The organism is Mesorhizobium sp. B2-7-3 (assembly GCF_006440715.1).
GTDB lineage: Bacteria > Pseudomonadota > Alphaproteobacteria > Rhizobiales > Rhizobiaceae > Mesorhizobium > Mesorhizobium australicum.
Window position 1 is genome coordinate 1 of record NZ_VFTY01000009.1, and the last position, 18129, is coordinate 18129.

25 protein-coding genes and 1 tRNA gene are annotated in these 18129 nt (G+C 63.1%); 13 read left to right on the top strand and 13 right to left on the bottom strand.

The window, feature by feature from the left end; genetic code table 11:
• Window positions 1-373 precede the first annotated feature (373 nt).
• From FJW04_RS20125 to FJW04_RS20140, 4 genes are all read left to right on the top strand, one after another.
• Window positions 374-553, top strand: a complete 180-nt coding sequence (locus FJW04_RS20125) for a DUF3606 domain-containing protein (protein WP_015317039.1) — start codon at window positions 374-376, stop codon at window positions 551-553.
• A gap of 247 nt (window positions 554-800) precedes the next feature.
• The gene (locus FJW04_RS20130) at window positions 801-1244 is read left to right on the top strand and encodes a GFA family protein (protein ID WP_015317038.1); all 444 of its coding nucleotides are present in this window, start codon (window positions 801-803) and stop codon (window positions 1242-1244) included.
• A 112-nt stretch (window positions 1245-1356) separates the two neighbouring features.
• On the top strand, window positions 1357-1593 hold the full coding sequence (locus FJW04_RS20135; protein ID WP_023782817.1) for a DUF982 domain-containing protein: 237 nt from the start codon (window positions 1357-1359) through the stop codon (window positions 1591-1593).
• Between the two features lie 23 nt (window positions 1594-1616).
• Window positions 1617-1862: a DUF982 domain-containing protein gene (locus FJW04_RS20140; RefSeq protein ID WP_140716210.1), complete on the top strand. Its 246-nt coding sequence runs from the start codon at window positions 1617-1619 to the stop codon at window positions 1860-1862.
• 67 nt (window positions 1863-1929) lie between these two features.
• Here FJW04_RS20140 and FJW04_RS30605 read toward each other — a convergent pair whose 3' ends face one another.
• The gene (locus FJW04_RS30605) at window positions 1930-2064 is read right to left on the bottom strand and encodes a hypothetical protein (RefSeq protein ID WP_015317035.1); all 135 of its coding nucleotides are present in this window, start codon (window positions 2062-2064) and stop codon (window positions 1930-1932) included.
• A gap of 90 nt (window positions 2065-2154) precedes the next feature.
• Window positions 2155-2451 (bottom strand): hypothetical protein, encoded by a 297-nt coding sequence (locus FJW04_RS20145; RefSeq protein ID WP_140716212.1) that lies wholly within the window; start codon window positions 2449-2451, stop codon window positions 2155-2157.
• 188 nt (window positions 2452-2639) lie between these two features.
• Between FJW04_RS20145 and FJW04_RS20150 the strand changes: the two genes are divergently transcribed.
• The 7 genes from FJW04_RS20150 to FJW04_RS20180 all read left to right on the top strand — a co-directional run bounded on the left by FJW04_RS20150 (window position 2640) and on the right by FJW04_RS20180 (window position 5991).
• The gene (locus FJW04_RS20150; RefSeq protein WP_140716214.1) at window positions 2640-3548 is read left to right on the top strand and encodes an alpha/beta hydrolase; all 909 of its coding nucleotides are present in this window, start codon (window positions 2640-2642) and stop codon (window positions 3546-3548) included.
• Window positions 3549-3931: 383 nt separating this feature from the next.
• On the top strand, window positions 3932-4228 hold the full coding sequence (locus FJW04_RS20155) for a hypothetical protein (protein ID WP_140618060.1): 297 nt from the start codon (window positions 3932-3934) through the stop codon (window positions 4226-4228).
• Between the two features lie 35 nt (window positions 4229-4263).
• Window positions 4264-4337: transfer RNA gene (locus FJW04_RS20160), tRNA-Gln, on the top strand.
• Window positions 4338-4540: 203 nt separating this feature from the next.
• Entirely contained in the window at window positions 4541-4786 is a 246-nt protein-coding gene (locus tag FJW04_RS20165) for a hypothetical protein (protein ID WP_140716216.1), read from the top strand.
• Window positions 4787-4995: 209 nt separating this feature from the next.
• On the top strand, window positions 4996-5286 hold the full coding sequence (locus FJW04_RS20170) for a hypothetical protein (protein WP_140716218.1): 291 nt from the start codon (window positions 4996-4998) through the stop codon (window positions 5284-5286).
• A 143-nt stretch (window positions 5287-5429) separates the two neighbouring features.
• A complete protein-coding gene (locus FJW04_RS20175; protein ID WP_015317029.1) occupies window positions 5430-5636 on the top strand; it encodes a hypothetical protein in 207 nt (68 codons plus the stop codon).
• Window positions 5637-5745: 109 nt separating this feature from the next.
• Complete coding sequence (locus FJW04_RS20180; protein WP_140716220.1) at window positions 5746-5991, top strand: DUF982 domain-containing protein; 246 nt, start codon at window positions 5746-5748, stop codon at window positions 5989-5991.
• A gap of 49 nt (window positions 5992-6040) precedes the next feature.
• On the opposite strand, the gene FJW04_RS20185 is transcribed toward FJW04_RS20180, so the two are convergent.
• Together FJW04_RS20185 and FJW04_RS20190 are read right to left on the bottom strand one after the other, a co-directional pair.
• On the bottom strand, window positions 6041-7117 hold the full coding sequence (locus FJW04_RS20185) for a PAS domain S-box protein (protein ID WP_140716222.1): 1077 nt from the start codon (window positions 7115-7117) through the stop codon (window positions 6041-6043).
• A 93-nt stretch (window positions 7118-7210) separates the two neighbouring features.
• Window positions 7211-7453: a hypothetical protein gene (locus FJW04_RS20190; RefSeq protein ID WP_140716224.1), complete on the bottom strand. Its 243-nt coding sequence runs from the start codon at window positions 7451-7453 to the stop codon at window positions 7211-7213.
• A 265-nt stretch (window positions 7454-7718) separates the two neighbouring features.
• On the opposite strand from FJW04_RS20190, the gene FJW04_RS20195 reads away from it, so the two are divergent.
• The gene (locus FJW04_RS20195; protein ID WP_140716226.1) at window positions 7719-8027 is read left to right on the top strand and encodes a hypothetical protein; all 309 of its coding nucleotides are present in this window, start codon (window positions 7719-7721) and stop codon (window positions 8025-8027) included.
• Window positions 8028-8347: 320 nt separating this feature from the next.
• Here the strand turns inward: FJW04_RS20195 and FJW04_RS20200 are convergent, their stop codons facing one another.
• The 9 genes from FJW04_RS20200 to FJW04_RS20240 form a co-directional block, all read right to left on the bottom strand.
• A complete protein-coding gene (locus FJW04_RS20200; RefSeq protein WP_140716228.1) occupies window positions 8348-10330 on the bottom strand; it encodes an AI-2E family transporter in 1983 nt (660 codons plus the stop codon).
• Window positions 10331-10452: 122 nt separating this feature from the next.
• A complete protein-coding gene (locus FJW04_RS20205) occupies window positions 10453-11532 on the bottom strand; it encodes a D-alanine--D-alanine ligase family protein (protein WP_140716230.1) in 1080 nt (359 codons plus the stop codon).
• 22 nt (window positions 11533-11554) lie between these two features.
• Window positions 11555-12172: a C39 family peptidase gene (locus FJW04_RS20210; RefSeq protein ID WP_140716232.1), complete on the bottom strand. Its 618-nt coding sequence runs from the start codon at window positions 12170-12172 to the stop codon at window positions 11555-11557.
• A gap of 82 nt (window positions 12173-12254) precedes the next feature.
• Window positions 12255-12713, bottom strand: coding sequence for a hypothetical protein (locus FJW04_RS20215; RefSeq protein WP_246673949.1), 459 nt, complete (start codon window positions 12711-12713; stop codon window positions 12255-12257).
• Between the two features lie 509 nt (window positions 12714-13222).
• A complete protein-coding gene (locus tag FJW04_RS20220) occupies window positions 13223-14047 on the bottom strand; it encodes an outer membrane beta-barrel protein (protein WP_140716234.1) in 825 nt (274 codons plus the stop codon).
• Window positions 14048-14094: 47 nt separating this feature from the next.
• Window positions 14095-14811, bottom strand: coding sequence for an outer membrane protein (locus tag FJW04_RS20225; RefSeq protein WP_140716235.1), 717 nt, complete (start codon window positions 14809-14811; stop codon window positions 14095-14097).
• A 228-nt stretch (window positions 14812-15039) separates the two neighbouring features.
• A complete protein-coding gene (locus FJW04_RS20230; protein WP_224583711.1) occupies window positions 15040-15687 on the bottom strand; it encodes an outer membrane protein in 648 nt (215 codons plus the stop codon).
• 350 nt (window positions 15688-16037) lie between these two features.
• Window positions 16038-16997 carry an AraC family transcriptional regulator gene (locus tag FJW04_RS20235; protein ID WP_140716237.1) on the bottom strand — a complete coding sequence of 320 codons (960 nt, stop codon included), beginning with the start codon at window positions 16995-16997 and terminating at the stop codon, window positions 16038-16040.
• 226 nt (window positions 16998-17223) lie between these two features.
• Window positions 17224-17652, bottom strand: a complete 429-nt coding sequence (locus tag FJW04_RS20240; protein WP_140716239.1) for a VOC family protein — start codon at window positions 17650-17652, stop codon at window positions 17224-17226.
• 155 nt (window positions 17653-17807) lie between these two features.
• Between FJW04_RS20240 and FJW04_RS20245 the strand changes: the two genes are divergently transcribed.
• Window positions 17808-18062 carry a hypothetical protein gene (locus FJW04_RS20245; RefSeq protein WP_246673935.1) on the top strand — a complete coding sequence of 85 codons (255 nt, stop codon included), beginning with the start codon at window positions 17808-17810 and terminating at the stop codon, window positions 18060-18062.
• Window positions 18063-18129 lie beyond the last annotated feature (67 nt).

Genomic DNA, 18129 nt, shown 5'->3' on the forward strand with positions numbered 1-18129 from the left:
TGTCTGGTGCAGTATTTGGGTGGGTGGGTTTTGGGCGCAAGCGTCAGGCTGGGGACGAAGTCCTATCTGGTCCGGACACCGGTTCTGGAGTGCGAAGGCTGCGGCGGCACCGGACAGGTTTTCCAATGCCCGCGCTGGACGAGTTCCAGCGGCCTTTGCTGCCCCGCCGGCACGCATCGCCGCGGCTGTCCCGGCGCCAGCGCGCGCTGCGCCCAATGCAGCGACACCGACAGCGCCGACCCGACCTCTTGATCGGCCTAGGCTGAACTGGCATTGCTCCGCGATGGAACCAGCATCGCCGATCCGTGTTATGTGTGACCGCGACATATAGGCGTCCGCGCGACCATGCGGCTTACAGAAAGTGAGGCCCGACATGCCTGACGACAAATCCAAGACCAAACAGGACCGCAAGCTGGTCTCGAGCGAGGAAACTTACGAGGTCGCGGCCTTCGCGCGCAAATATGGCATTCCGCAGAGCGAGGCCCAGACCATCATCAAGCGCTACGGACCCTCGCGCAAGAAGCTCGACAACCACATGGCCGCCCGCGGATAGAAGGACTGGCCGCAAGGCGGCAACCAATTCGCCGGCATGGCGTTGAGGAATGCTGCGGGCCGCGTCAACCGGGCTCGGCGGTACGGTGAACAGGATGTCTTTTTCCCGGTTTCTCATCCTGGCCAACGAAATGGCAGACGAGCATCTGTCCCGCCCGGCCCGCGGCATGCCAAACTGACGGAGCCTGCCACGGATGGAGCAGCCCTATGGCAGGCAAAGCCAGGCTGGCGAAACGGAGGGCGCAACCATGTCCGACACAACACGCAGGACCGGCAGTTGCCTGTGCGGTGGCGTGCATTTCGTCGTCAACGGCCAGCCGTCGCGGGTTGGCCTTTGCCATTGCAAGGATTGCCGCAAGGCGGGTGGTTCGGTCTATTCGGCCTTTGCCATCTGGCCGCGCGATGCGTTCGAGACATCGGGCGAAGTCGCCAGCTACGGCACACGCAGCTTTTGCCCGACCTGCGGCAGCCGCGTCGCCTGGGTCGACGACAACGAGGCCGAGGTGATGCTCGGCAGCCTCGACGTCGCACCGACGGATCTGGCACCGCAATATGAATTGTGGACCGGCCGGCGCGAAACCTGGCTGCATGCCTTGCCCGACGCCGAGCAGTTCGAACATGATCGGCCGCAAGCACAGGATGTCGATCCGCCGGCGCCCAGGCCCTTGTCGGACGCCGTCGCGCGCGACTGAAAGCATGGTTAAAAATTGATTGTCCGGGCTCGGAACCCTCCCCTGTCGTCGACGTTATCCGGCGCTTCCTCGGTGCATGTCGGCCGATGTGCATGATCCATGGAGACGACCGTTGAACGACAAGATGTTTCCCCGACCGATCCGCCTGAAATTCGCTCCCGAGCGGGAGCGCGTGGTGCGCAGCGCCTGGGAGGGGCTGGAATGCCTTGGCGACTGGCCGGCCGGACAAGGCCGTCGATACCGCGCGGCACTGCGCAGCTGCCGCGATGCGCTGGACGGCTGGACGCCGGCGGAAAAGGCGATGCGGGCGATGATCGACGCCGCGCGCGAGGCGCGCATCCTGCAATGAGGACCCAGTAGCAGGAGAAACCAATGGCCGGTTTGATGCTGTCGACACCGCTGCGGGTCAAGCCCCATGGCTCGGAGACGATCCGCGAGGTGGCCACGCTTCAGGACGCCAGTGAAATCCTGATCGACTGGCCACAGGCCAGGCGCGGCCCCTTCTACCAGACCGCGCGCGAAAAGATCGAGTCGGCCCTGGCCAACAATGAGGGCGCGGCACAGGCGCAGGAAGCCTTCACCGCACTCTGCGATCACGCCGGCCTTCTGGTCAGGTAAGCCAAGGCACCATGCAAGCGAAAAGCAGGCGAACTCGCCTGCTTTCTTGTGCGGAACCGCTTTCGGGTCATTCCACTGGCAGATCGCCGTCCACGATCGGGTGGGAGGCCTCGAAGCCGAAGCTCTTCGGCGCCGTCAGCATCAGGACGATAACGATGGCAATAGAGGCAAGCAACGCGGCTGTACTGGCAACATCTCTCACGGTCCATCCTTTCCAGATCCGGTTTGTCAGAGAAACGTTTCCTGGTCTGCGAAGTTCCTCCGCCGCCATGACAATGCTGCCGAACGATCTCTACTGCTTTGGCGGCTGGGGCGGCACTTCGCCCGGCTTGATGACCGGCGTCTTGCCTTCGTCGGGTGCCGGCGCGGCCATGCCCTGGTCGCCTGTGGGGGGCGGTTTCAGCACGCCGCCGCAATCGTTGAGCTTTTCGCTCAGGTCGCCGCTGCCGGACTGCTGCTTGCCGCCCTGATCCGTTTGTGCCCGGCATTTGTCGGCCTGCTGGTTCGGCGACTGCTGGGCCGTCTGTGCCGCTGCCGGCAATGCCAGGGCCAGCATCGCGGCGCATGACGCAATGACGAGGGATTTCATCTCGGCCTCCTTCGTTGAAGCCGCCCCACGGCGGCCTTCCGTTCACGGGGACAACGTCCGCCGGCCCAAAAGGTTGGCCCAAGGGATTGGGGGAGAGCTTGCGCGGGATCGGCCCGTTGCGGCCGGCGCTTGCGAAGGCGCCGCAACCAATCCCGTTCTCCAGCCGTTGCCTGTGCCGGAGGCCAGCCATGTTCGAGCATTTCCAGCCTATCGACGTCGACATCGAGGACGCCGGCATCTTCGTGCGCCGCGCCGGTGCCGGACCGGCGGTGCTTTTGCTGCACGGCTTTCCGCAAACCCATCTGATGTGGCGCGATATTGCGCCGCTGCTTGCCGATCGTTTCACCGTCATCTGCGCCGACCTGCGTGGCTATGGGCGCAGCGCCTGCCCGGCCTCGAGCGCCGATCATGCTCCCTATGCCAAGCGGGCCATGGCATCGGAGATGGTGGCGATGATGGCCAGGCTCGGCTTTACCAGCTTCATGGTCGCCGGCCATGATCGCGGCGGGCGCGTCGCCTACCGCATGGCGCTCGACCATCCCGGCCGTATCAAAAAACTCGCCGTGCTCGACATCGTCCCCACGGCCGACGCCTGGGACCGGGCCGACGCGCGGCTGGCCCTCGGCTTCTGGCCGTGGTCCTTGCTGGCACAGCCCGAACCCTTGCCGGAAAAGATCCTGGCGGGCGCCGCCGACGCCATCGTCGACAATGCGTTGGGTGGCTGGGGGTCGTCGCCCGATGTCTTTCCGGCCGGCACCCGCCAGGCCTATGTCGAAGCCTTGCGCGACCCCGCCCACCTCCACGCGATCTGCGAGGAATACCGGGCCGCGGCAACGCTGGACCGCGACCACGACCGGGCGGACAAAGCCGCCGGCCGGCGCATCGCCTGCCCGGTGCTGGCCTTGTGGAGCGGGCAAGGCGCGCTTGCCCAATGGTATGCCGGCGAAGGTGGGCCGTTGGCGCTCTGGCGGAACTGGGCCGACGACGTGCGCGGCCGCGCGATCTCGGGCGGACATTTCTTCCCGGAGGAGGCGCCCGCGCAAACGGCAGGTGCGCTGATCGATTTCTTCGGCGGGCTCAAGTCGGATGCCGGTTAGCCACCCGCCACCGGGCACCTCGGATCAGCCGGCTGGTTCCTCCGCTATATCCTCGCCCTCGGGCTCGCCGGGCCGGAAAGGATCGGGCATTCGCGGGCATTCCTCGAACCGATGGTCGCGGCCGCCGCAGAAGGAGCAGCACATCGCCTCGCGGCCCTCGTTTCCGGGCCGCCATTGCGGTGTTTCGTAAGGTTTCCTGCCGTCCATGCCCAGCAATGCGCGACGCCTGATTTGGTTGCGCGGCGCGCCAACGCGCGCCCGGCAAGGCCCGGCGCGGAACCAACGGACACGATAGGGGGTTATGTGCGACAATGCATGCGGCCATTCCCGGCGAATCCGGGCCAGCCGCGTTCGCAATTCCGTCAAACCGAAGAGAAACCATCATGTCCGCTCGCGTTCCGACCCTGTTGATGGCCATGGCCGTCGTGCTCGCGGCGACCGGTCTGGCCGATGCCCGGCCCGACAGCCGCTCCATGGGCTGCGCTCAGATCCGGGCCATGATCCAGAACCACCGCGCCGTGGTGCTGACCACTGGCCCCAACACCTACGATCGCTATGTCAGGCAGTTCGGCAACGAGTGCGACTGGCCTGAAGTGCCGATGTCGGCCTATGTCCCGTCCCGCGACGGGGACTGCCCGGTCTATCGCTGCGAAGAGCCGGTCAACAATTTCCCGAATTGACCGCAAGCTGCCTGGGCGCCATAACGTGCCGGCTTTCCCGCTTCGTCTAATGGTAGGACAGCGCCCTTTGAAGGCGTGAATCGTGGTTCGAGCCCATGAGCGGGAACCAGGCAGCTGCAAGCCAACGAGTAGCCGGAACCAGGTCGGGTAGCTCCCGATCCTCTCCGATCAATGATGCCGTGATCCGGGACAGGAACCGGCCGGTATCCGGGCAGGAGGAAGGTGGCTTCCTCCCTGGACCTCCGTCGCGATTGACGGCCAGGTAACGTTACGTTAACTTTAATTTAGCTTAAGCTAAACTAGGGGGATCTAATGAAGATGGTTTTCATTTGCCTGGCGCTTGTCCTCGCCGGCTCAAATGTCGCTGCGGCACACGAAAAGAAGGCGACCGTCACCGCCTCGAAGGCATGCGCCGGTCTGTCGATCAAGGCGGCGGTGGCAGCAAAATTGGACTGCACAGCAACCGGAACAGCAACATCGACCCCGACCGACGCAGCGAATGCCAAGCCGCGCCTTGGGTACCAAAACCCCTGGACCATGTCCTCGTTTGGCCTTTGATGTTCCCGGAATTCTGGCTGCCCAGAGGCGCGGAGACCGAAGCCGCCGGGCTTTTGATAAGGCGTGAGTGCGCCGTCAGATCTCGCTCCTGGCCTGTTCCCGCACGTCCTGAGCTTCTCGACAATCGGACCAACCGATTGGGGTCGCTTCCGTCAGCATGAAACCTTGCGGCCTGTTGGACGTTCATTGTCGGCCAACAGGAGAGTTTCATGGATCCGGCAACCGCGGCGGTGATGATCATGCTGTCGTGCAACGCATCGCTCTGTCGGCCCATGGAGTCGCGCCCGGTCGTCTATTCATCGATGGCGGAGTGCCAAGCGGCGCTTGAAATCAGATTGGCACCGTGGCCGAAAGGCGAAATGGTCGGCCGGTGCAAGCAGGTCGACCGGATGGCGACCGGCTCGATTGCCCCGGAAGGCTATGCCTCGGTTCAAGTCACGCGTGGAATCGGCGGCGATGCGGTCACCACCAACTATTTCGTTCCGAGAGCCGACGACTGAATCAGAGGCCGGACGCCGGGGCTACCGGGCGGTTGATGACTTCGCCCGCGGACATCGGCAGGTGTTTGAGCCGGACCTCCTGAAACCATTTCATGGACCCCGCGTTGACGACCCGGGGCACCGCCAGACACTGGAGAGAGTCCATGACCGTCAATTGCCGCATATCCATCGACAACAGGCCTGACGCCACCAATGTTACTTTCCAGGCGGTGCCGCGCATTGGCGAGAGCGTGTCCCTGTCGGTCGACGGAAACCCACAGGATCTGCGGGTCTCGCGCGTCGTGCACGTTCCCAACGGTGGACTGGAAGGCGCCGCGATCATCGTCGAAGTGACGACCAGCATCCTCTAGGGATTGGTTCGCGTGGAGATGCCCGAAAGCTTCACGCTACAGTGATCGGCGGCGATGAAACCTCATGCCGCCCAACGCGTTCCACGGGCTAAACATGGTCTAGGTTCCAATGCAAACTGCATGGTTCTCCAAGCCCGTCGTCGTTTCCGTAGGCGTTGCCGGAGCCATCCGCAACCTGTCCAACACACAACAGGCGATCGAGCTCCTGACGACACATTGGCGCGATGCCGGGAGCCTGAAACATCAGTCCGCGCTGCGCGCCTGCCGCAGGGCAATGAGCGGCGACTTGCCCCCCGAAACCGCCAGGGAGGCCTTTGTCGAGGCCGCGCGCGAGGCGCATATCCTGGTCGAGTAGATGCAGCCCGACAGGGAATAGGGGCGGCGTCCACACCGGCGGATCGCCCCTAGATGCCGAAACCCGGCGAAACACCGTCGGCCTCGCTGCCGGCCTGCGCCACTATGATGGAGGCCAGGGGCGCGTTCAGCTGCCATTTGAGATGGCCGGGCGACCGCTCCAGAATGGCGGAGCCACCGAGCGACTGCGGCGCCACACGCTGCAGCACGACAGTGCCGAACCCCTTGCGCGTGGTCTGATCGCGCCGGTCGCCGGGATGCGGTTCGCAGTTTTCCTCCCATGTCAGCTGGAATTCCCGTTCGCCAGCGGAGCCGGGAGCATGCGCTCCCGAGCCGATGGTCCAGGTAATCTCGACCCGGCCGCCTTCGCTGCCCAGCGCGCCATACTTTGATGAGTTGGTGCCCAGTTCGTGAAAGGCCATGCCGAGATTCTGCACCGCGTTCGACTGCAGCGTCAGGACCGGGCCGGAGAGCAGGATCTGCTCCTCGAGGCCGAAGGGCTTGAGGTGTTCCTGGATAAGATCGAACAGGCTCGCCCCCGCCCACTCGGAGGTGACGAGCAGATCGTGCGACCGCGACAGTGCCATGATGCGGGCGCGGATCAATTCCTCGAACTCGCCTGGACCATTCGAACGCTTGCTGGTCTCCCTGACCATCGACAGGATGACCGCGAACTGGTTCTTGACCCGATGGTTGACCTCCCGCATCAGCAGCCTGATCCGGCGCTCGCTCTCCTTGGCGGCGGAAATATCGCGGGCGATTTTCGAGGCGCCGATGATTTCGCCATCGCCGTTCTTGATCGGCGAAATCGTCAGTGAGACCGAAATCAGCGCTCCGTCCTTGCGCTTGCGCGTCGTCTCATAGCTCGCCACGCGGTCGCCGCTGCGAATCTTGCTGATGATCTCGGTCTCCTCGCTCTTGAGGTGATCGGGAATGAGCATGAGGACGGATTGGCCGATCGCCTCCTCGGCGGTGTAGCCGAACATGCGCTCCGCCGCCTGGTTCCAGCTTTGGATGACGCTGTTCAGGTCCTTGCTGATGATGGCATCGAAGGAGGAATCGACAATTGCCGCGAGCCGGGCGTCGGCAGTCGCCCCCTGTCTGTCGCTGCCATCGATGTCGTTCATCGCCACCCGCAATTGCATCTTTCCCGATCAGATAAGGCGCAAACGGATCAAGGCAATCGCCGGCGCGAGAATGGAAGGCTTACCGCGAAAATTTTACTCCGCCTGTTCCGGCGGGGCCTTGCCGTCGTCATTGGGCAGGAGCACGCCGAATTCCTGCGACTTGGCGCCCACTTCGGCCGTCAGGAAGCCATCGGAGGCAAGGCCACGGCGCAGCAATTCGCGTACCGCCGCCGAGCGGCTGGGCATGCGTTTGTCGAAACGCCAGTTTTCCAGCGCGGCCAGTTCATCCTGGGTCAACATGATCTGCAGTCGTTCCGGGCGTTCCAGGTCAGCCATGTGCGCCTCCAAGCGCAAAGATCAGGCGAGTTAGTAACCGTCTCATTCTACTTACAGTTAGGAATTTCGGCATCCTGCGTCAAGCGCGGTCAGTGGGTGAATGCAGCGTCGTACCAATGATGATCATCCAACGCAGGTTGCCCATTCGTGTAACTATGCTAACTAACTGATTTTGTTCACGCTTTTTTCACTTTTAACTTGCCATGCGCCGCCATGGGGCGCATCCTGCCAGCTTGAGGAAACCAACTCGCTTTGGGAGGTTTCAATGCGATACGATTATTCCACGCGACTGCGTGAAGACGTCTATGCGAGCGTCCGCGCAGCGTTCAAGACCGCGGGCATCATCAACGTGTCGGTGGTGGCGGAAAGGATCAGGATCAGGAACCTGGCCGAGAACGTCGCCCTCGAGGACATTGAACATCTGGTCCTGCAGGCTGCCCAACTGGTTGGTGCTGCGATCGAATTCGACGCTTTGGGCAACGGATTGGCCCCGCTTGGAACCGGACTCGTCGAGAACCGTGATGAGAGCTCGATGATCCCTCTCGCTCTGCATCGATCAGGCTCGATGCAATAGCCAAAAGCGCCAAGGTGCGACGGCTCCATGTGGCATGGAACCAGTCCGGCCTTCGGAGATTACCGCATCGTCCAGCAGAGGAGGACGTCGTGAAGGTCCTGCGCAGTCTGCTTGCCGAACTGTCGTCCAGCTGGCTCCAGCGCCGCAAGGTGCAGAAATCACTCGCTGGAAATCCAGTCAAACCCGTTTCCCGCGTCCCCCGCCAGGCCGCGAGGATCCGGCCGGCGCACAAGTCAAGGCCGCCCTCCTCCCGCGATGTCGCTTCCAATATGTGAACGACCGAGATCGACCCAGTCTCGGAGATCAACCGGCACCCACGGCTAGGTCGAGGCCGCCGAGGCCTTTCGGGAGGTGGTGCGCTGTCGCCGCATCCGGCGTTTGGCGACGAGCTTGAGGGCAATTGGCGGCTCGTTCGACAGCGCGCCGACCACTGCGTCCACCATGCCATGCGCCACGAAATCCGCGTTGATGTCACGGGCGAGCTTTTCGGCCGCTTCCTTGTCCTCATTGGCGGCTTGCGACCAGAATACGATTCCCACCCTCAACGCCGCTTTTGCCCGCTTCAGCCGGCGAACCAGAAACCGGGCGTGCTTGATGGAATCCCGGTTCAGGAAGCCGACCACCACGGTATCGATGGTTTCGAGCTCGAGACGGCGGATGTTGGCGGGTTCCATATCGGCAAAGCCGGCCTTCGACACCGTCGTCCCCTGGACTTCCAGCACCTGTGCCAGCATCGCGGCGGCGGCATCGTCCAGTTCACCGCGCCCACCTGTGCAAAGCACCGACAGATCCGTGCCGTCGGGCAGTTCGGTCTCGTCTTCGCGGGAAGGATCCTTGTCATCCGGCTCCTCTTCGGCCGCCGGCGGGGCATCCTCTTCCTCTGCTTCCTCATGCGCGCTGTCGTCGAGGTTTGCCACCATCACCAGGGCGCTCTCGGCCACCTGACGCCTTTGCTGGTCGCCCATGACACCGCGCGCACGGTCCTGCTCGCCCAGCAGCAGGGCGGGAATGGCCACCTTGTCGTAGAACTCGACCAGATATTTCTCTTCCAGCATCTCCTCGGCGTGATCCGTGGCTTCGTCAGGGTCACCGGCCAGCAGACGCTGGTAGAGGCGTGCATGAGGTTCGAGCACGGGCTCGTTGCCAAACAGGACATCGAGGAACTCAAACTGCGGCACGTGCCTGCCCAGCACCACCAGACACACGGTGAGCGGTGTTGACAAAACCAGCCCGAGCGGGCCCCAGAGCCACGTCCAGAAGATAGCCGCAACGATGATGGCCAGCGATGACAGCCCGGTTCGCGAGCCATAAAGCCAAGGTTCCACGACATTGCCGGTGATCAGTTCCATCACCACGAACAGGGCGGCTGTCCACAGCACCAGCGACCAGCCCGGCGCCACGGCCAGCGCCAGGAACAGCGGCAGCAGCATGCCGATCGCCGGGCCGATATAGGGAACGAAACGCAGGCCAAGGGCCAGCAGCCCCCACAGCAAGGCATTCGGAATGCCCAGGATCCACAGGCCGGCCGCGATTGGTACGGCGTACACGATGTTGACGACCAATTGCATCAGCAGGTACCGGCCAACACGCTTGCCGGCATCCTGAAGCGCCTCGGTGGTACGGTGAAGGTCGCCATACCCGACAAGGCGGATGAAGCGGTCGCGCAAATCCTCCCGCTCCAGCAGCATGAAGATGACGACGACGATGATCAGCCCGGCCGATCCGAGCGGGCTGATCAGCGGCCCGACTATGTTCTGCAGAACCTCCAGGGGTCTTTCGCGCGAGACGATCTCGACCGGCACCGGTTCACGCGGCTTTTCCGGGGCGGCGGCCGGCGGCGGCGTCTCCTGCCTGTCGATCTCCTGGCCGACACGTTCGACCACCTTGCTCAACCTGGCAATGATCCCTCCCCCAACGCCAGTCTCCTTGAGCGAGCGGACCTTGGTCAGGATGTTGGCCTGGTAGACCGGGATGTTTTGCGCCAGTTCGCTGACCTGCGTGGCGACGATGAAGCTGAACAGGGCAAGTGCGGCGAAAGCCCCCAATACGCTGACGATGACGGCGGCAATCCGGGGAATACCGGCCCGTTTGAGCGCGGACACAAGAGGGGCGAGCGCGAAAGTCAGCAACAGCGCGATCGCTATCGGCAGGAAAACCTCACGCCCGAAATACAGCGCCGCCACCGTGGTGACGATGGTGGCTACATTGGGCAACGACGTCCGGGGGTGCGGGGCGGCGGGCGAAAGAATATCCTCCAAGCCATGCGCGGGCGACGCCATCCCGTTTCGACGATTGGCCGCCATTCCATGCCTCCCCTGCCAGTCCCATGATCGGGCATATAGAGCCGGCCAGCAACATTAGCCAGAGGTGGAAAGACACGCCGTCCAAAGGGCGGTTTATCCGATACGGCGGCCGCTGACTCGGATCAGCGCGCGCCGTGCCGCGCCAGCGCATGCTCGATCAAGATATCGATGACCTCGCTGTAGCCGATGCCGATCGCGGCCAGCGCCTTGGCGTACATCGATATGTCGGTGAAACCGGGCAGCGTGTTGACCTCGTTGACCAGCAGGGAGCCGTCGGCGCGCAGGAAGAAGTCGACGCGCGCCATCGCCTCGCAGCCGAGTGCCTTGAAGGCTTGCCCAGCCATTTCCCTCGCCCGGTCGATCACCGCTGCCGGCACATCGGCGGGCACTTTGACCACCGCGCCGTCGGCGTCAAGATATTTGGCCTCATAGGTGTAGAAGCCGTGCTTGCCGGCCGGGATGATCTCGCCGGGCAGCGACACCGTGAGCGAGCCGTCGGCCCGTTGCAGCACCGAGCACTCGATCTCGCGGCCTTCGACGAACTCCTCGATCAACGCCTTGCCGTCATAGCGGAAAGCCGTTTCGAGGGCTTGATCGAAACCATCCCTGTCGTTCACCTTGCTCACTCCGAACGACGAGCCCTGGCGCGCCGGCTTGGCGAAGAATGGCAGCCCCAGCGCCCCGGCGATCTCCTGGAAGGAACCGACGTCGTTACGATGGACAGTGACCGAGCGGGCGACGGCAAGCCCGGCCCCGTGCATGAGCCGCTTGGCGACATCCTTGTCCATCGCCGCGGCCGAGGCGAGAATGCCGCAGCCGACATAGGCGACGTCGGCAACCTCTGCATAGCCCTGCACCGAGCCGTCCTCCCCGAAAGGACCGTGCAGCACGGGGAAGACGACATCGACCGGCGCCAGGTCAGCCCGCGGTCCCATAGGCGACGCTGAGATCAGCCGGCCCTTGCCGCCGGGCAGCAGGGCTATCTCCACGCCATCCTGCGACACTGGAGCTCCCGCCCCTTCGCCGATGGCCTCGGACGCCGGCTGCAGCAGCCATCTGCCCTCCCTGGAAATGGCGATCGGCACCACCTCGTAGCGCGTCCGGTCGATCGCCTTCAGCACATTGGCGGCCGAAAGCCGCGACACGTCATGCTCGGCCGAGCGCCCCCCATAGAGGATCGCAACCCTGATCTTTCCGGTCATCGAAATCCCTCAACTGTCAAAATCAAATGGCGACGGCAATGCCGCGATTGGCAAAGAAGCGGTCGAAAGCGGCTGGCGCCAACACTGCGTTGACCTGTGTGGCACTGGTATGGCCGGATGGGTTGTGAAAGCGGAACCCTTCATCCGAGGCGGCGGTGACCAGAACCAAATGTCCGCCCTTCGATGGCGGCTCGCGCTCGGGCCAGCGGATCGAACTGCTGACCGAAGCGATGAAGAACCGCGACCGGCCGAGGATCGACGGAATGTCCGCCGTCGCGACACCGGTCATCACCTCGGCATCGAGGCCGAATTCCGCCTTCACGAAGGTGACGAAGGGCGCATAGATCAGCCCCTTGATCGAGCCTTCATTGACGACATAGCCGCCATACGGAGTGCATCGCCTGGCCAGTTCGATCGTCGGCACGATCTCGCCGCGCGTCGCCAGGATCATCTTGAGACACGCCATGCCGCAGACATTGGCGGCCCAGGCCGTGTATTCATCGAGCGTGGCAGCGCCTGATCCCTGCCATAGCGGATCCCGCCGCAACGCGGCTTCGGCGCCGTCGGCGAGCACCGCCAGCGTCATGTCAGGCGTCTCCCACTGACTGAAAAACGGCACGGTTTCAGGCAATGGACTCATGCGAACTCCCCGGGTCTTCAACTCGTATACGAGCATACAAGATTGGAGAAAAGCCGCTCGGACCTGTCGAGGCGCGCGGCGTCTACTCGACCTTCGTCCAGCCAAAAACCAGCCAGGCGTATTTCGATTTTTCGTCGGGTTCGGCGGTATAAGTCATCTGGATGTCGCCGCCCTTGGCGTAGATATCAAGCCGGGGTGCCGTGTCCAGCTCCAGCCATAGCGAACTCTTGTTGAAGGACCAGGTTCCGCACCAGGCGCAGGAACCCGATGCCGGGTCACCGGGCTGATGGAAATTGTAGCGGCCGTCCGCCGTGATCTCCAGATAGTCGAACGCGCCGTAGAACGCGGTCACCGTCTGCTGGAAGTCATTGGCGGCCGCTTCTTGTTCCGGCGTTGCCGCATCCTTCATGTCGCGCGGCGGCCGGGTGGTCGCGCCGCTGAGTTGCCATTTGCCGACAAAGTCCTTCTGGGTCGGAAGATATTCCTCCTGAGCCTGCGCCGAACATATATGAGAAATTGTTAATATGAATGGTGTGGCCATGCCCAAAATCGTAAGCAACGGCGCGGCGACACGGATCGCCCTGGCTGATTTTTGCATAAAAATTGTTTCTCCACGGTGGGCAAGAGATGGTCTGTTCGGGATGTTATTGGGAAAGACCTCGCGAATTGCTTTGAGGTCGATTCCCGTCCGCCATTTCCCGGTTAGCACCGCGGCCACCAATCTGGCAACGCAAGGCACGGCTCAACAAGGCTGATCGGCGCCAGTCTCCACCGTCTCGTGCCGCTTGCGAAGGTGCCGGCGCGAGAAAGCCCGCTTGCGGATGGCAGCCCTGTCATTGACCGGATGTGCCGGTTGTTTCCCGCCTTCTTTCGAGAGCGAAGAGGTCGGTCGGCGCACCGTGCGGCGTCACCTCGCCTTCGAAGCGAAAAAACGTGTTTTTCCAGGACGCGCCGCGAAGGCGGCATCGGCCGTGCGCACCAGTCCGATAACCCGCTCGGCATGCAGGTCGAAAGCGAAAGCCAGTCCGCCTTTCCAGTCGTGCCGCCGGCTCACTTCGTATTGATCACCGAAGCGGCCCGATAGGTGTCCATGGTCGCGCCGTTGCGGTCCTCGTCGAACAGCGTATCGCTGCCGAAGCTGGCGCGCAGGCCGATGACGACCTTGTTGGCTCTGGTGTCCTGCGTGGACGTTTCGAACTTCCTCCGCTCGAAATCATAGCGTCCGAACACCGCCCATGGCGTTTCGTCGAACCGGTACATGGCCTGCACGGCGGCACCGACCACGTCTTCGTTGGTGCCGTTGTAGTCGGTTCGGTTGAAGTCGAGCTCCGCATCGAGGCGAAGATTCTTCCGGACGAAGTAGCGCGCCACCGCGCGTACGCCCCATTGGTCGCCATGAAAGTCGCTGATGGTGAGCTGGCCGACACTGGCCTGGCCATAGAGGGTCAGATTGCCGAAATAGAGTTGTGCTTCCGGGCCGACCGCATAGTTGTTTACGGTCACCCCGCTTTCGCCGACAGATGTGTAGGCGGCGAAAATGCCGGCGGCGAAACGGTCGGAATCGCGGTAGAAGCCATGGACCGCACCGCGCGTGTCATCCAGGGGATCGTAATGGCCCCAGATGCGGTCGTAGGTCAGGTCGCCCTGCAAATTCCAGCGCTCGGCAAACGGAATGTTGACGCGCACGGCGCCGCCGCCGGCCCGGGTCGTGTAGTCGTCGCCGACGAAGCGAAGCCCGCCGAGATAGAGTTCGCCGTAGCCCGAAACATGCGGCGTCACCACCGTCTCCGCTGCCAGCGGCTGCTGCGTATCGGCGGCGTAAGCGGAGGTCGCGGCGACCAGCGACGACGCGGCGAAGATTGAAAAGCGATGCATTAGAGCCCTCGAATGCGAATTTCCGGACCAGCGTCCGGCCGTGGAGATCAGAATTTGTAGGCCACGCCGATCCGCAGATCCTGTGTCGTCAGTTCGATGGCATCCCGATTGAGGGGAGCGCCATTGGAGAAGGCGTGGCGCACGGAGGTGTGGCGGCCGAAATCGGCGAACCTGTATTCGCCCCGAACCACCCAATTGTCGGTGACGGCGTATTCGCCGCCCGCACCCAGCGTATAACCCGCGACGGTATCTCGGACGTCGGCATAGGGACCGCCCGGAATGTTGGTGGTCGTGTGTTTGTAGCTTGCCACCGCCAGGCCGCCGGTGACGAAAGGAAGCCAGCGATCGATCGCATAACCGGCTCTGAGGCGCACGGTGCCTACCGCCTCAAGCTCGAGCTCGCCACCAAAGGCGGGATCGTCGACGCCGAGCGCCCGGTAGAGCGTCGTGTCGTTCACGCTTGCAAAGCTGTAGTCTCCCTCGACGCCAACAACCAATCCGCTGTCGAACTGCTTGTTGTAGCCGGCAAACACACCGCCGAAACCGCCGGACGGGCTGTAACCCCAGCCGTAATTGTCGAAGCTGCCCGGCGCGAAAGTCTGTCCGACCCTGGCGTCGCTCCGGGCATATCCGGCCTGTGCTCCGAGATAGCCGCCGGACCAGTTGTAGCTGGCCGCGACCGGCAAGGTCTCGGTGGGGTCGGCGGCCAACGCCATGCCGGCGGGAACGAAAAGAAAGGCAGTGGCGAGAAGAATCGTTTTCATTGCTTGTCTGCTGTCCCCGGGATGCTGCACCACGACCGACTTTGTCAGTGGCGGTCAGTCGAAGCTACGGTGTTGCATTGATCGCCGGCGGCGTCTTGGGCTGGACAGCATCGGAATTGTCTTGGAGCGCGCCGCCGCACCCCGGCCGGCCGGTGTGGCCGTTCAGCATCAGCCGCGGCGCAGGCAAAACCCCGGCGCGGACGCCAGGGTTTTGTTCGAACCGGCCTGTCAGAACTTATAGCTGAGGCCGACGCGTAAATCGTGCGTCTTGAGATCGATGTTCGAAACCGTGCCAAGACCAAAAATCGGCACCGAGAGATCCTCTTTGCCAAAGTCGGAATAGCGATATTCGACGCGGGCGATCCATTTGTCGGTGAAAGCGTGCTCGACGCCGGCCCCAACCGTCCAGCCAAGATGGGTTTCGTCGTGGATTGTTACTGTACCGAGGGGACCACTGCTGACCACACTCATTTCATACTTGGCCGCTGCCACGCCGGCACTGATATAAGGCAACGTCCGATCGAACGCATAGCCGGCCCGCAGCCGGGCCGAACCCGACCACTTGAGTTCGCTCGACAACAACGCGCCGGCACCGGCGAAGGTCCCCACCGCATCGACATTGCTGTAGGCAAGGTCAGCTTCGGCGCCGAGCACGAAACGGTTCGCCAATTCCTGATTGACGCCGATATGGATGCCACCAATAAAACCGTCCGGATCGAAGGCAGCATTGACGTCGGTGCCCCCAATGCCGGCGCCGCCGATGAAGAGATTGGATTTCCCGGCTACGTAACCGAAGTGAACGCCGGCATAGAGGCCGGACCAGTCATAGCCGGCAGCAACCGGCAAGGTTTCGTTGACGTCCGCCGCGGACGCCATGCCGGCTGGCGCAAGCACGAGGATGGTGGCGAGAAGAATCGTTTTCACTGTTTGCTACCCCAATGATGTTGCTTTCCCCGGCCGTGGAAAATACTCCGCGGCGACCCGGGTATCGTCGAGGTTTTGCATTGTTCGCGGGCGGCGTCTTGGGCTGAGCCGCATTGGAATTGTCGTGGAGAGCGCTGCGGCACTCGGGCCGATCAGTGTGGCCGTTCGGCATCAGTCGATCGGTTCGAAGACGACTGATCCGACTCGCTTCGAGTCCTTGTCTTTGATATCGCGCTTCCGCCCGGAATTGCGGAAAACAAGGAGTTAGAGCGGCCATCGATTCCGTGAAGCGACGATTCGTTCTAACGGGCGGCGTTCGGCGCTGAGCCGAAGCGGCGGCGGAAACAGCGATTGAAATAGGAGACGTCGGAAAAGCCGCTCAACAGCGCGATCTCGCTGACCCGCATGCGGTCGTTGCGCCGGTCGCGCAGCATGCGGTGGGCTCTCTGCAGACGCAGTTCGAGAATATGCTCGGCGAAACTCGAGCCCGTTTCCTGCAGGAGATCATGGACGTAGCGCGCGGAAAGCCGCAAACGCTGGGCGATATGCTGGGCCGAGATGCCGGGATCGGCGAAATTGTCCCGCATCGTCTGCAGGATGGCTTGCAGCCTTGCCGCGCGCAGGCCTCGCACGCCCGCCAGCTCGGCGATCTCGCCCTTGGCGCCCGTCGCCAATCCGATCAGGTCGACGATCGTTTCGGTGGCATGGGCGACAAGATCGGGCAAGAGCAATGCCGGCCCCGCTTCCAGGAAGCCGCAATAGCGCTTGAGCATGTCGAGCGCTTCATTGTCGACGCCGATGGTCAGCGCCAGGCGGTCCTCGACATGGGCGAAGGCATTTTCCATGATTTCGCGGGGCACCACGACATTGGTCCAGACATTGCGGTCGCCGCCGGTCATTTCCAGCGCTTCCGAAGCCGAGACCAGCGCGCCTTCGCCCCTGCCGATGCTGTAGTCGCGGCCGGTCTGCACACCGCTCAGCCTGGTGTCGCCATCGTTGACCAGCAGCAGATAGCCGTCGCGGCCGTCGTCGGCGATGTTGCGCGTCTTGCGGCTCGCATGCTTGATCGTCCCGGCCATCCGCCCGAGCACCAGCGGCCCGATGGCGGTGGCTTCGATATCCGCCTGGAACGGCACATTGCCGGAGATGGCATATTCGACCGACCAGATCTCGGCGACATGAATGTCCTGCCAGAGCGCGAAGCGCGCGCGGTCGTCGAGATGCGACGGCAGATCGAGCGAAGAGAAGACGTTCTTTTTCAACGAGCAACCGGCCTTTCCCGCGCACGCGTCTTCCCTGAAGCCGCACCGTATGGGACCGATTTGCCTCTTGTCCAGAGACGGCGCCATCCATGCTCCGCAGGACAATTTCAGTGCCGCCCAGGTCAAGAATCCGATCGGATTGGCCGGTGTGGCGTCCGAGTCTCCGAAATACCCCGGAAATGCGGCATCGGAATCACCTCGCCTCGACGCGGTCGATCGATTGCTCCTAGAACGTGATCTTCACCGACGCGGCGCTGCGGTTGGCCGGGCCGTGGTGGACGGCCTCGATGTTGTTGCCGTCCGGGTCGAGCAGGAAGGCGGCATAATAGCCGGGATGATAGGACCGCTCGCCAGGCGCGCCATTGTCCGTGCCGCCGGCTTCGAGCCCGGCCTTGTAGAAGGCATCGACCATGGCGTGATCCCTGGCCTGGAAGGCCAGATGATGACGTCCGGTCAGCTTTCCCAGCGCGGCCCGGCTGTCGGCGCTGGAAATGAACAATTCGTCGGCCCAGAAATAATCCTCGCCGGTGCCGCCGATCGGGACACCAAGGACTTGGAAAACCGCCTCGTAGAAACGCCGGCTGGCGGGGAGATCCCGGACCACGAGCTGGAGGTGGTCGATGAGCCGGCCGCGATGCAATTCCTGGGTGTCCATGAAAGCGCCTCCTCGCAAGGCCTCGAATTTAGGCGCGGTCGGCAGGGCGTCAACGCGGGGCGCGAGCCTCTGCTGACAGCCAGCGACAATTTTTCGAGTCCGATGGAACTTTTGCACCGATGGCAAGTTTGGAGGCGCGGCGGGAGAATTTTCGGTTGGATTGTTTTCAGAAGCTTGAAGCGCTGGTCGACGGCGCCAATGCCGATGCCATCGAGGAAGCGAACGCATTGCTGCGCCGGTTCAAGGACAGGTCCGAACAGACGACGCGGGCCATCGACGAGTTCATGCTGGACTTCAAGACATTGGTCTTCGTCGTCGAAGCCGGCGAAGAGGGTTTCGAAAAGCCGATCCGCAAGCTCGCCCGCGCCCGGCTTGCGAAGCTCAAGCAGCTGGCGAACGTGCCGGCTTAGGGGCATGCCGCTCGTTGCTATTACGCAATTCCTAGGGAAAGCGCTGCGCGCTTTCCCGGGAAAACCG

What these genes read in the sequence shown, in the direction of transcription:
- FJW04_RS20125 (WP_015317039.1), top strand. Translation starts at nt 374, where the DNA reads ATGCCTGACGACAAATCCAAGACCAAACAGGACCGCAAGCTGGTCTCG.
- FJW04_RS20130 (WP_015317038.1), top strand. Translation starts at nt 801, where the DNA reads ATGTCCGACACAACACGCAGGACCGGCAGTTGCCTGTGCGGTGGCGTG.
- FJW04_RS20140 (WP_140716210.1), top strand. Translation starts at nt 1,617, where the DNA reads ATGGCCGGTTTGATGCTGTCGACACCGCTGCGGGTCAAGCCCCATGGC.
- FJW04_RS20145 (WP_140716212.1), bottom strand. Translation starts at nt 2,451, where the DNA reads ATGAAATCCCTCGTCATTGCGTCATGCGCCGCGATGCTGGCCCTGGCA.
- FJW04_RS20150 (WP_140716214.1), top strand. Translation starts at nt 2,640, where the DNA reads ATGTTCGAGCATTTCCAGCCTATCGACGTCGACATCGAGGACGCCGGC.
- FJW04_RS20155 (WP_140618060.1), top strand. Translation starts at nt 3,932, where the DNA reads ATGTCCGCTCGCGTTCCGACCCTGTTGATGGCCATGGCCGTCGTGCTC.
- FJW04_RS20165 (WP_140716216.1), top strand. Translation starts at nt 4,541, where the DNA reads ATGAAGATGGTTTTCATTTGCCTGGCGCTTGTCCTCGCCGGCTCAAAT.
- FJW04_RS20170 (WP_140716218.1), top strand. Translation starts at nt 4,996, where the DNA reads ATGGATCCGGCAACCGCGGCGGTGATGATCATGCTGTCGTGCAACGCA.
- FJW04_RS20175 (WP_015317029.1), top strand. Translation starts at nt 5,430, where the DNA reads ATGACCGTCAATTGCCGCATATCCATCGACAACAGGCCTGACGCCACC.
- FJW04_RS20180 (WP_140716220.1), top strand. Translation starts at nt 5,746, where the DNA reads ATGCAAACTGCATGGTTCTCCAAGCCCGTCGTCGTTTCCGTAGGCGTT.
- FJW04_RS20185 (WP_140716222.1), bottom strand. Translation starts at nt 7,117, where the DNA reads ATGAACGACATCGATGGCAGCGACAGACAGGGGGCGACTGCCGACGCC.
- FJW04_RS20190 (WP_140716224.1), bottom strand. Translation starts at nt 7,453, where the DNA reads ATGGCTGACCTGGAACGCCCGGAACGACTGCAGATCATGTTGACCCAG.
- FJW04_RS20195 (WP_140716226.1), top strand. Translation starts at nt 7,719, where the DNA reads ATGCGATACGATTATTCCACGCGACTGCGTGAAGACGTCTATGCGAGC.
- FJW04_RS20200 (WP_140716228.1), bottom strand. Translation starts at nt 10,330, where the DNA reads ATGGCGGCCAATCGTCGAAACGGGATGGCGTCGCCCGCGCATGGCTTG.
- FJW04_RS20205 (WP_140716230.1), bottom strand. Translation starts at nt 11,532, where the DNA reads ATGACCGGAAAGATCAGGGTTGCGATCCTCTATGGGGGGCGCTCGGCC.
- FJW04_RS20210 (WP_140716232.1), bottom strand. Translation starts at nt 12,172, where the DNA reads ATGAGTCCATTGCCTGAAACCGTGCCGTTTTTCAGTCAGTGGGAGACG.
- FJW04_RS20215 (WP_246673949.1), bottom strand. Translation starts at nt 12,713, where the DNA reads ATGGCCACACCATTCATATTAACAATTTCTCATATATGTTCGGCGCAG.
- FJW04_RS20220 (WP_140716234.1), bottom strand. Translation starts at nt 14,047, where the DNA reads ATGCATCGCTTTTCAATCTTCGCCGCGTCGTCGCTGGTCGCCGCGACC.
- FJW04_RS20225 (WP_140716235.1), bottom strand. Translation starts at nt 14,811, where the DNA reads ATGAAAACGATTCTTCTCGCCACTGCCTTTCTTTTCGTTCCCGCCGGC.
- FJW04_RS20230 (WP_224583711.1), bottom strand. Translation starts at nt 15,687, where the DNA reads ATGGCGTCCGCGGCGGACGTCAACGAAACCTTGCCGGTTGCTGCCGGC.
- FJW04_RS20240 (WP_140716239.1), bottom strand. Translation starts at nt 17,652, where the DNA reads ATGGACACCCAGGAATTGCATCGCGGCCGGCTCATCGACCACCTCCAG.